This is a genomic window from Romboutsia sp. (assembly GCF_035470145.1).
Lineage (GTDB): Bacteria > Bacillota > Clostridia > Peptostreptococcales > Peptostreptococcaceae > Romboutsia_D.
Genome location: NZ_DATIRC010000127.1, coordinates 1 through 12,398 on the forward strand (window position 1 = coordinate 1; position 12,398 = coordinate 12,398).

Annotated in this window: 11 protein-coding genes; 7 read left to right on the plus strand and 4 right to left on the minus strand. The window is 27.5% G+C overall.

Annotated elements, in window-relative coordinates; genetic code table 11:
* Positions 1-529 (minus strand): DUF2179 domain-containing protein (locus tag VLM92_RS05170; protein ID WP_325275290.1); only part of this gene is annotated, 529 nt, incomplete at its 3' end.
* A 321-nt stretch (positions 530-850) separates the two neighbouring features.
* Between VLM92_RS05170 and VLM92_RS05175 the strand changes: the two genes are divergently transcribed.
* The gene (locus VLM92_RS05175) at positions 851-1,744 is read left to right on the plus strand and encodes a mechanosensitive ion channel family protein (RefSeq protein WP_331681686.1); all 894 of its coding nucleotides are present in this window, start codon (positions 851-853) and stop codon (positions 1,742-1,744) included.
* Positions 1,745-1,836: 92 nt separating this feature from the next.
* Here the strand turns inward: VLM92_RS05175 and VLM92_RS17325 are convergent, their stop codons facing one another.
* Complete coding sequence (locus tag VLM92_RS17325) at positions 1,837-2,373, minus strand: metal-dependent hydrolase (protein WP_325275291.1); 537 nt, start codon at positions 2,371-2,373, stop codon at positions 1,837-1,839.
* Positions 2,374-2,533: 160 nt separating this feature from the next.
* Positions 2,534-3,232: a superoxide dismutase gene (locus tag VLM92_RS05185; protein ID WP_325275292.1), complete on the minus strand. Its 699-nt coding sequence runs from the start codon at positions 3,230-3,232 to the stop codon at positions 2,534-2,536.
* Between the two features lie 442 nt (positions 3,233-3,674).
* On the opposite strand from VLM92_RS05185, the gene VLM92_RS05190 reads away from it, so the two are divergent.
* The 6 genes from VLM92_RS05190 to VLM92_RS05215 all read left to right on the plus strand — a co-directional run bounded on the left by VLM92_RS05190 (position 3,675) and on the right by VLM92_RS05215 (position 11,082).
* A complete protein-coding gene (locus tag VLM92_RS05190) occupies positions 3,675-4,817 on the plus strand; it encodes an alanine--glyoxylate aminotransferase family protein (RefSeq protein ID WP_325275293.1) in 1,143 nt (380 codons plus the stop codon).
* A 19-nt stretch (positions 4,818-4,836) separates the two neighbouring features.
* Positions 4,837-5,367: an ECF transporter S component gene (locus VLM92_RS05195; protein WP_325275294.1), complete on the plus strand. Its 531-nt coding sequence runs from the start codon at positions 4,837-4,839 to the stop codon at positions 5,365-5,367.
* A 103-nt stretch (positions 5,368-5,470) separates the two neighbouring features.
* Positions 5,471-5,641: a hypothetical protein gene (locus tag VLM92_RS05200; RefSeq protein ID WP_325275295.1), complete on the plus strand. Its 171-nt coding sequence runs from the start codon at positions 5,471-5,473 to the stop codon at positions 5,639-5,641.
* Between the two features lie 161 nt (positions 5,642-5,802).
* Positions 5,803-7,476, plus strand: a complete 1,674-nt coding sequence (locus VLM92_RS05205; RefSeq protein WP_325275296.1) for a M20/M25/M40 family metallo-hydrolase — start codon at positions 5,803-5,805, stop codon at positions 7,474-7,476.
* 207 nt (positions 7,477-7,683) lie between these two features.
* On the plus strand, positions 7,684-8,307 hold the full coding sequence (locus VLM92_RS05210) for a TerD family protein (protein WP_325275297.1): 624 nt from the start codon (positions 7,684-7,686) through the stop codon (positions 8,305-8,307).
* 3 nt (positions 8,308-8,310) lie between these two features.
* Positions 8,311-11,082, plus strand: a complete 2,772-nt coding sequence (locus tag VLM92_RS05215; RefSeq protein WP_325275298.1) for a calcium-translocating P-type ATPase, PMCA-type — start codon at positions 8,311-8,313, stop codon at positions 11,080-11,082.
* 83 nt (positions 11,083-11,165) lie between these two features.
* Here the strand turns inward: VLM92_RS05215 and aspD are convergent.
* Positions 11,166-12,398 (minus strand): aspartate 4-decarboxylase (gene aspD / locus VLM92_RS05220; RefSeq protein WP_325275299.1); only part of this gene is annotated, 1,233 nt, incomplete at its 5' end.

The window sequence follows — 12,398 nt, forward strand, 5'->3', positions numbered from 1 at the left end:
AATAATTTTTACCACTTTTCATTTGTTTACTTAAGTATCCACCCTTAAATTGTGTCAAGTCATAAGAGACTATAAAAGCACCAGGCTCTTCACTTTGGACAATTTGAATAACTTCATTTTCTCTAATTCTATGAGAGAGAATTTCCATTCTATATCTTTCATCACCATTTATTCCATTACCTACAAAAGTCGTAACACCAAATTTATTTTCTCTAAGTTTATTAACTAAGTGTAGATTTTTATTAACTAAGCTAACATGGATAGACCTATATCCAATGGCAAGCTTAGCTTCTACTATACCACCTATATAAACTCCAATGGAATAACCTATAACATAAGCAATTATATTTGCTATATTGGTTAAATCGGAAAAAACAATTCCTAAACTAAATATATAAATAATTCCTTCTAATAAAGCAGCAATAGATGCTTTATTTCTTTCACCTTTCACAACTAATGTTGTTCTTAAAGTCAGCAATGGTACATAAATAAGTTGAAGTATAAATATTGCTAATGCTTTAACTAACATAAAGATTACCTCCTATCATATGGTCTATATTATTATATTAAATGAATAAAATTAAAATAGCTACAATAATAAAATATAATGTATGAGATTCATAGTTATAAATATATAAAGATATAAATTAAACATTAATATAATAAAACCTTTAAATGCATATAGATAATAAAAAAATAATTTAAATATATTTATTAGCTATCAAGACATGTAGAATGACCTTATGAATATAATTCCAATAATGCTTATCATATAGACATAAAAATAAAAATGGTGTAATATAAACAAGTAAAAAATCGAATAATATAAGTAATACAGAGGTGAGAATGTATGAATGTTGAAAATGTAACTGGAAATATAACTGAAAATATATCTAATGAAGTTAAAAAAATGAGTAATATGAGTATAGAAACTATAGTTGAAAGATTTGTAGAGTGGATTACTATAAATGGAATAAAACTTATAGTAGGATTAATTCTAATATCTATAGGATTAAAATTAATAAAAAAAGTTGTAAAACATTTTATGATTTTTTTAGAAAAAAGAGAGGTAGATATAACTTTAAGAAGATTTCTACAATCGCTAATATCAGGAATTTTAAAAGTAGTACTATTCATAGTAATATTAGGATATTGGGACGTAGAACTAACAGGACTTGCAGCATTAGTTGCTTCAGGAGGGGTGGCAATAGGTCTAGCTCTTCAAGGAAGTTTATCTAACTTTGCAGGTGGATTTATAATTTTACTACTTAGACCTTTTAAGATAGGTGATTATATAGAAGCGGCAACGTATGGTGGTACTGTTGAACAAATAGGATTATTTTATACTCAATTAGCTACAATAGATAATAAATTAATATTGATACCTAATGGTGCATTATCAAATGGTAGCTTAATAAATTATTCAGCAAAAGAAACAAGAAGAGTAGATTTAACATTTAGTGTAGGATATGAAAATAATTTACTTCATGTAAAAAATGTATTAACAGATATGATAAATAAACATGCATTGATACTTAAAGAACCTGCGCCATTTGTTGGGGTGAGTGCTCATGGACCAAGTTCTATTGACTTTGTAGTTAGAGTTTGGTGTAAATCAGAAAACTATTGGACGATACATTTTGACTTATTAGAACAAGTTAAATTAAGATTTGATGAAGAAAATATAAGCATACCATATCCTCAAATGGATCTTCATGTAAGAAGAGGCGACTTAGATATATAATAAGAAAAGGGCTAAAATAGATAAGATATTCTATTTTAGCTCTTTTTAATGTGATGTAAAAGTAAAATTTTAATATGTAAGGGGTATTTTGTTTAAAATAATATGTAAAATCTGTATCCTAATAAAAATATAACTATAAAATTTAATGTTTTACAAATAAATTTTTCGGTTTTAGAGTTAGTTTTTATAGGTAATAAAGAAAAGTTTATAGATATAGGATAAAAGATTTCTATTCCTTCTTTAGTTAACAAATCAAGACATAAATGAGATATATACCCAACGAAGAACCCGCTACATAAACACAAGAAAACTATATTATTATTAGTATATTTAGTAAGTAATTCTAATAAATAAGTTAAAAATGATATGGAAAGCAAACTATGTGTAAATCCTCTATGTTTAAATTTAGAGCCGAATTTTTTATACAATATAGGATATCTTTTGCTAATATAAGATCCTTTCATGTCTATATCAGGAGCTAAAGAACCTAAGAAAGAAAAATAAATATATATTGCGAATAAAATGCATTTATATATAATATCATATTCATTTAAAAATTTTATATTTATAAAAGGGAGCATTAAAAGTGCAAAAATATAGCCCCCTTTTGTATGAGTTTCCTTTACCATAAATCCTCCTAAGATGATAAAACACTATCAAAATGTCAATAGTTAATGTGGTAAATAGCACATTAAGATGTTTTAATTATATAATAAACCATATATTTTTTCAAAAGTATTTTAATTGAAAAGCAAGCTGTTATCATCTATACGAGTTTTGATGACATTTTTACTTAATAGGATTTTTAAAATTTTCTTCTGCTTTATCCCAATTTATAACATTAAACCATTTATCTATATAAGTACCACGATTATTTTTATAAGATAAATAATAAGCATGCTCCCAAACATCAATACCAATTATAGGCTTAAGGTTTAAAGTAATAGGGCTATCTTGATTAGCAGTAGTAACTATAGATAAATTACCAGATTCATTAGAAACAAGCCAAGCCCATCCAGAACCAAAAACACTTAGACCAGCTTTTTTGAAGGCATCTTTAAAGTTATCAAAAGAACCAAAATCTCTATTTATAGCTTTCTCAAGGTCTCCAGATACTTTAGTTTTATTAGGAGTCATAATGTCAAAGAAAAACTCATGATTATAAACGCCACCACCATTATTTTTTACAGTTTTAGCAATTTCACTAGGTAAACAATCTAAACATGTAAGTAAATCATAAATACTACAACCATAAAGGTCTGGATATCCTTTAATAGCATCATTAAACTTATCTAAATAAGCTTTGTAGTGCTTATCATGATGTAATGTCATAGTCTCTTTATCAATATATGGTTCAAGAGCGTCATAGTCATAAGGTAATGGCTTTAACTCTTTAGGGTTATATTTTGGAGCCCATGCGAAAGTACTAGACATGCTATAAAAAATAAATAGTGTTGAAAAAGATAATATCAATAATTTTTTTTTCATAAAATCACCTCAAATATATTATGCTTATTAATTAAACAAAAAATTTATAAAAGTAAGATATAATTTTATATAGAACTTGACAGTTTTAATTCTGTAGGATAGTATATTGATAAACGTTTAAAAAATAATAACTATTAGATACCAAGAGAGCCTTCTATATTTTTATATAGAAGGCTCTCTGTCTTTATATATTGGTGATTTATAACTTATCTTATTTTCTGTATATTAGAAATTTAATACATTGCATAAAACAACGAATTTGACTTATATAACTAATGTTAATAAAGTTGATTTTTTATAAGGAGGGGTTATAAAAGTCAGGTTATAAATTTAGAATAAATAAAAATGTAATGATACAATTTCTAAATTTAACGAAATTATACCTAATAAAATCAAAATAATATATAATGTTTTTTGAGAAGAGATATGTGGAGGAAAAATAATGAATAATAAAATTGTTTATACACCGGGACCGACAGATGTTAAAGAAAATGTAAGATTAGCTAGAGCTAAAAAAACTACTAATCCTGATATTGATAAAGATTTTTTTGATTTCTACAAAAATACATGTGAAAAAATAGGTAGAGTAATAAAAACTAAAAATGACGTGTACGTACTAAGTGGAGAAGGTATATTAGGACTGGAAGCGGCATGTTCTTCACTAACAGAAAAAGGGGACAGAGTATTAGTAATAGACAACGGTATATTTGGAAGAGGATTTGCAGATTTTGTAACTATGTATGGAGGGGAAGCAGTACTTTTTAGCAAAGAACATACAAAGGATATAGATATAGAAGAATTAAAAGCTTTTTTAGACAAAGATAATGATTTTAAATATGCAACAATAGTACATTGTGACACACCAACAGGAGTACTTAATGACTTAAGTAAAATTTGCCCATTATTGAAAGAATATAATATATTAACAGTAGTAGATTCAGTTGCAGCTATGGTAGGAGAAGAAATTAAAGTAGATGATTGGAAGATAGATATAGCATTAGGCGGTTCACAAAAGGCAATATCTGCTCCAGCAGGACTTACTATAGTAAGTATAAGTGAAGATGCAAAGAAAGCTATAAAAAATAGAAAGACTAATGTGATAGGATTTTATTGTAATTTAGGAATATGGGAAAACTACTATGAAAGAAAATGGTTTCCATATACAATGCCTATAAGTGATATATTCGGATTAGATAAGGCGATAGATAATATACTAGATGAAGGCATACAAGAAGTATTAGATAGACATGAAAAAATAGCAAGTGCTACAAGAAGAGCATTAAAAGATTATGGATTAGAATTATTTTTAGAAAAAGGATATTCTAACACTGTAACAGGTATAAAGGTTCCTGAAAATATAGGATCACTAAAGTTATCAAACTATATGCTAGAAAATTATAATACACTTGTAGCAACTTCGTTAGGAGAGTATAAGGAAATTATTTTAAGAATAGGTCATATGGGTGAAAATGCAAGAATAGAAAAAATTATAAATATATTAAATACAATAGATATAAGCTTAAAGGAATTAGGCTTTGACAGTAAAGAAAATTTAGTTAAATTATTTAATAAGTATTATAAATAAGAAAAAATGGAGGGTTATTATGGAAGTTACAACTAATAGTAAATCAAAAATGAGTACTAGAGATTTAGTAGAAACAGCTTTACTTATAGCGTTAGTATTTATAGCGACAAGATTTATAAATATAAGATTACCGATATCATCAAATGGTGGATTAGTACACTTAGGTAATACTATGCTTTTTATATCTTCGATAGTATTTGGAAAGAAAAAAGGAGCTATTGCAGGTGCATTTGGTATGGGTCTATTTGACTTATTATCTGAATGGGCAATATGGGCACCATTTACCTTTGTTGTAAGAGGTGTTATGGGTTATATAATAGGAAGCATAGCTTGGTCTAATGGTAAAAAAGGAAATAGTATAATTGCTAATATAGTAGGTATAATTATATCAGGAGTATGGATGATCTTTGGATATTATGTAACTGAGGTTGTTTTATATGGGAATTATATAACGCCTATTGGATCTATTCCAGGTAACATAACACAAATAGTTATAGGTCTTATAATTGGAGTTCCAATAGCTAAAGTTTTAAAAAAGCATATTAAATAAAATAATGAAAATGAATAACCAAACCTAAATAGGTAAAAATTATAAAGTGTAAAAACTATATAAAAGCATACCCTAAACTTAGAAAATAAGAAAGGGTGATAGTATGAAAAGATCTAAAAAATACAAAAAAACTAAAAATGAGTCTATGGGAAATTTAGTTAACCATGCTCAAGGAGATCAAGATTTAGCAGCTCAGTATGAAGAAGATCAAGAAGTTACTAAAAAACTAGGTAAAAATAAAAGGGAAATAACAACTAGAAATAACATGTATTAAAAAATAATATACTATATAACACTTGCTTTATGCAGGTGTTATTTTTTTGCAAATGATAAAATTAAATTGATAAAATATAATACTACAATTACTATTAAATTATATAAACTTAACTATAGTATATAAAATATTAATAAAGTTAAATTAGGTGGGGATGGAAAATGTGGTTAACTAAAGATCAATTGCTAAATCTTACACTAGAGCTTGTAGCTAAAAAAAGTGTATCAGGAACTAGTGATGAAGGTGAGATTGCCAAATTTGTGTATGAAAAATTGCAACAATTAGACTATTATAAAGAAAATCCAAAATATCTATTTATACAGTCCTTAAATGATGAATTAAATAGATACTTTGTATGTGCTCTCATGAAGTCAAAAAAGAAAACAGACAAGACTTTGTTAACAATAGCCCATATGGATACTGCGGATATTGAAAACGCAGGAATATTAAAAGATTATATATTAGATCCATATGTATATACAGAGAAATTAAAAGAAAATATGCATTTACTAAACGAAGAGGCAAAAAATGATTTACTATCAGGGGAGTGGCTATTTGGAAGAGGATTAATGGATATGAAAATGGGCCTTGCTATGCAAATGTCATTGATAGATTATTACAGTAAACAAGAGGAATTTGAAGGCAATATATTACTAATAGCAGTACCGGATGAAGAGTCAAACTCTGAAGGTGCAATAAATGCAATACCATTTGTAAATAAAATAATTGAAGAGAATAATTTAAAACCATTAGCTGTATTAAATTCAGAACCAGATTTTGGGGCTTATCCAGGTGATGATAATAAGTACATATATACAGGAACTTGTGGAAAGTTATTGCCAGGATTTTTTATAGTAGGGAAAGAAGTTCATGTAGGAGAAAGCTTATCTGGATTAAATCCTAATTTAATAGGAGCAGAAATTTTATCTAGATTAGATTTTAATACTAGCTTTTGTGAAAATGTAGGAAATGAAAGTACTATGCCACCTACTTGCTTAAAATATGAAGACACTAAAAAATCTTACAATATACAAATGCCACCTTCAGCTATAATGTATTACAATATGCAAACTCTAAACTCAAATCCAAAGGACGTTATATTAAAGCTTAAAAACATATGTGAAGAAGCATGCCTTGCAGTTATTAATAAAGTAAAAAAAGCAAAGAGTGAATATGAAAAACTATCAAATTCAACTATTGAAAATGATGATTTTAAAATAGAAATTTATACTTTTGATGAATTATATAATAAGATTTATAAGTTAAAAGGAAATGAATTTAAGGAAATAATACAAGAAAAAATAAATGAATATATAAAAGACAAAAATTTAGATGAAAGAGACATAAGTAATAATATAGTAAAAGAAGTATGCAAATTTGCAAAGAGTGAAGAGCCTTTTATTGTTATTTTTTTTGCGCCACCCTACTATCCTCATGTTGGTATGAATGAAGAGGATGAAAAATCTAAAAAAATATTAAATTCAGTAAATAAAGTTATACAAACTGCTACAGAAAAATATAATGAGGAAATAAAAATACAAAAATATTTTAAAGGGTTATCAGATTTAAGTTATTTTGCACTTCAAGATGCTGATGAAGTAATAAAATATTTACAACCTAATATGCCATCGTTAGGATATAGATACAAGTTACCATTAGAAGAAATTAAAAAATTAAATGTATCAGTTTTAAATTATGGACCACATGGTAAAGATCCTCACAAATTTACAGAAAGAATACTACTAGATTATTCATATGATGTAGTGCCTAAGCTAGTTAAAATATTAGTAGAAGATTTATTTAAAAACGATATGCTAGTTAATAAAGAATCTTAATTATATGTTTTATACAATGGACTATGATTTATTTTTAGATAAATTCATAGTCCTATTATTATTTAATAAGACAGACTATTTACAATAAAAAATATGAAAAATTTACAAACATATTTTAAGATGAGTATTAAATTTGAAATAAAAATTAAAAGTGCTATAATATTAGATAAAAGTTATAAAATAAAAAAGCAATGGAGGAAATAAATTATGGGTATATCATTAGCTAAAGGGCAAAATATAGATTTAAGAAAATCTAACCCAGGTTTAAGTTCTATAATGATAGGATTATGTTGGGACCCTGTTGAATCTAGAGGAGGCTTTTTCAAATCATTGTTTGGAAGTCAACAAAATGTAGATTGTGATGCATCTGTATTTATGTTAAATAGTCAAGGCAAATTAGAAAGTAATAAAGATTTAATATATTTTGGAAATTTAAAAAGTGAAAATAATGCGGTGGTTCATACAGGAGACAATCTTACAGGAGATGCAGATGGAGATGATGAGCAAATATTAGTTAATTTAGATAGAGTACCAGATCATGTAAATAAATTACTATTTGTAGTAAATATATACAATTGTGTAGATAGAAAGCAACACTTTGGTATGATACAAAATGCATTTATAAGAGTGGTTGATACTATTAATGAAAAAGAGGTTGTAAGATACAACTTAAGTGATGATTATTCATCAAAAACTGCGCTAGTAGTTGGAACTATATATAGACAAGGTGATACTTGGAAATTTAGTGCAGTGGGAGAAGGAACTAATGATACTTGCTTAAAGGATGTTATAGCAAACTTGGCAAGAATAGAATGTGCATATGGGGTATAAAGAATGAAATTTTATAATATAGAAAAAGAAGAAGTATTAAAAAAATTAGCTGTTGAAGAAGATAAAGGTATATCATCTAGTGAAGCTAAAAAAAGAAGAGAAAAGTATGGTTTAAATGAGTTCACACCAAAAGAAGAAGGAAGCTTTTGGGGAGAATTAAAAGAAAATTTAACCGAGCCGATGATACTTATATTAATAGCAGCAGCAGTTATAAGTGCTGTAATTGGGGAAACTCATGATGCTATAGGTATAGTTGGTGCAATAGCTATTGGTATAGCTATTGGTATGATAACAGAAGGTAAGTCTAAAAAGGCTGCTGATGCATTATCTAAATTAACTGAAAATATAGAAGTTAAAGTATTAAGAGATGGAGAAATCCATCAAATACAAAAAAGTGAATTGGTTCCAGGAGATATAGTTTATATAGAAACAGGAGATATGATACCGGCAGATGGTAGGCTTATAGAAAGTATAAACTTAAAAATAAGAGAAGATATGTTAACAGGAGAATCTGACGATGTATCTAAAAAAAGCGATATAATAATTCCAATGGAAAAAATAGAATCGAAAGGTCAAATTATAGAGCAAGAACCAATACCAGCTAAGCAATTAAATATGGTATTTGGTGGTACTTTAGTTGCATATGGAAGAGCTAAAATGGTAGTTATTACTATAGGTGATGATACAGAAATGGGTAAAATAGCTCAAAATTTATCACAAGAAGATGAAGAAACACCACTACAAGCTAAGCTTGGAAATTTAGGTGGTATGATAGCTAAGATATCTTCTGCCGTTGCAGGATTATTATTCATATTTATGGTTATACAAATGGTTATGAATGGTATATTAAATTTAGATATGAGTGGTATTATGCCATTTTTACAATCTATAGAACCGGCTAAAACTGCATTTACAGTTTGTGTTGCTTTAATAGTTGCGGCTGTTCCAGAAGGACTTCCTACTATGATAAATATGACTTTGGCTATTACAATGCAAAAAATGGCTAAGATAAATGCATTAGTTACTAAAAAAGAAGCTTGTGAAACAATAGGATCAGTATCTGTAATATGTTCAGATAAAACAGGAACATTAACACAAAATAGAATGACGGTAGAAGTTGTGTATATAGATGGTAGATATGTTGAAAATAAAGATGCTAAAAATAACAGCTATTTTAACGAAAACTGTACTATAAACTCTACTGCAGATATAGAAAATCATAATGAAGAAATAAAGTATATAGGTAGTGCTACAGAATGTGCATTATTACTATACAATAATGATGATTATAGAAAAATAAGAAAAGAATCTAATATAGTAGTACAAAATCAATTTACATCTGATAAGAAAAGAATGACATCTATTATAGAAAAGAATGATGGACTGCTTTTATTATCAAAAGGTGCACCAGAAGTATTACTACAATTATGTTCACATATACAAAAGGGTAATGATATAGTACCTTTAACTGATAAGATAAAAAATGATATATTAGATGAAATAAAGAAGCTACAAGTAAAATCAATGAGAACATTAGGTTTTGCATATAAAGAAATATTAAGTGTGGGACAAGAAGTTGCAATAACATTAGAAGCAGAAGATATTGATGTTGATTCTAATGAAAACAACCTAGTATTTAGTGGGTTTGTTGGAATAAGAGATCCATTAAGAGATGATGTAATACAATCTGTTAACATAGCTAATAAAGCAGGTGTATCTGTAAAAATGTTAACAGGAGATAATATAAACACTGCAAGAGCTATAGGTGAAGAACTAGGATTACTTAAAAATAATATGAGAGCTGTTGAAGCATCTTATATTGATACTTTAAGTGATGAAGAATTAAAATCTGAAATTCAAACTATATCTATAGTAGCGAGAAGTAAGCCAGATAGTAAAATGAGAATAGTTCAAGCGCTACAAAACTTAGGTGAAGTAGTAGCAGTAACAGGAGACGGAATAAATGATGCGCCTGCATTATCTAAAGCAGATGTAGGTATTGCAATGGGTATAGCTGGTACAGAAGTAAGTAAAAGTGCAGCAGATATAATACTTACAGATGATAGTTTCTCTACAATTGTAAAAGGTATACAATGGGGTAGAGGAATATATGACAACTTCCAAAGATTCGTTCAGTTCCAATTAACAGTAAATATAGTAGCTTTCTTAGTTGCTATAATATGTACTGTAATAGGAAAAGAAATGCCATTTACAACTATACAATTATTATGGGTAAACATAATAATGGATGGACCTCCGGCACTTGCACTAGGTCTTGAACCAGTAAGAAAACATGTATTAAAAAGAAAACCAACAAATAGAAATGCTAATATAATAACGAAATCTATGGGTACAAACATATTATTAAATGCAATATTTATTACCGGTATTTTAATGGCTCAAGCTACATTTAATATATTAAATGTAGCGAAAGAAGAACAAGGAACAGTAATGTTTGCATTATTCGCATTTAGTGCACTTTGGAATGCATTTAACTGTAGAGAATTTAATGCAGATAGTATAATACCTAATTTATTTAAAAATAAGCTTGCTTTACAAATAATAAGTGTAACTGCAATAGCTCAAATAATATTTACACAATTATTTAGGGACTTCTTTAATTCAGTAGCCCTTGATGTTATGACTTGGATTAAGATAATATTACTTGCAGTATCAATAGTTGTAGTTAATGAATTAGTTAAGCTTGTAATAAGATTAATTAAAGGAAGTAAGCAAGAGGAATTAGTAGAAGAATTAGCAGTATCAGAAGAATAAAAATATAATACTAGTTGAAATGTATTTTGACTAGTAAAAAATAGTGTATATGAGTAAAATTCATATACACTATTTTGCTATATTTATATAGCGTTGTTTACAATATCTTTTTTAAATTCAGTATATTCAGTTACATAATCATTTAAAATGATTTTTATAGACTTACCTATTTTAGCATAAGCTTCATCATGAAGATTAGCAAGAGAAACTCTTACAGACCATTCAGGACCAGCAAAGCCACTACCACTAAGAAGAACTACAGAATGATCATTAGCTAATTTGTATAATACATCTACAGGAGAATATTTGTTTTTAAGATAATTTACAAAGTCTTCACCGTGATTAATGCGTCCCCACTGTTCTATATCAAATTGAGTATAATAAGCAGCGTTATCTTTATCTTTTTTAATAGGTATTTGTAGAGCATTATATAATAATTCATAACGCTTATTACAAATACTAATATTAAGTTTCTTATAAGCATTTTCTTTATCTATTAAAGCAAAAGCAGAGAAAAATGCCATTTGAACTTGCTGAGGAGTTGAAAGTCCTGCAGTATGGTTAAGTGCTACAAGTCTACTGTCTGCAACTATTCTATCCATAAATGAAAGAGAAGAAGGATTTAAACTCATATCACCATAACGCTTATTTAAAGAATTTTTTAATTCTGCATCTAAGTCATTTATTCTTTTATCAAATACATTTTCCTCATGAAGAGCCATTGTACCTAATCTCCATCCTGTAACACCAAAGTATTTAGAATAAGAATAAACACCTATTGTATTGTAAGGAAGTTTTGCCATTAAAGATGTAAAATCATTTACAAAAGTTCCATACACGTCATCTGATATTATCATTAAGTCTTGATTATAGTTTTTAACTACATCAACAAGATTTGTAGCTGATTCTTCATTTATAGCTATAGAAGCAGGGTTGTTAGGATTAACAACAAATAGTGCTTTTATTGAAGAATCTTTAAGTTTTTCGAGTTCTTTTTTTGAATATTGCCATGTATGATTTCCTGATGAATCTACTTCATCTGCATTTATATTAATAACTTCAAAATTATATCTAGGAAGATGAGGTATTTCAAGATAAGGAGTAAATATAGGCGTCATTAAAGCTATTTTGTCTCCTTTTCTTAAAAGTTCATTAGCCATTAAAGAATCGAATATATAACACATTGCAGCAGTTGCACCTTCAACAGCAAATATATCTAAATTTCCGCCAAGATTAGTATCATATTTCATCTCTTGAACTAAATAATCATGAACTAATTTTTCTAAATGAGGTAACATTCTATCAGGAACTGGATA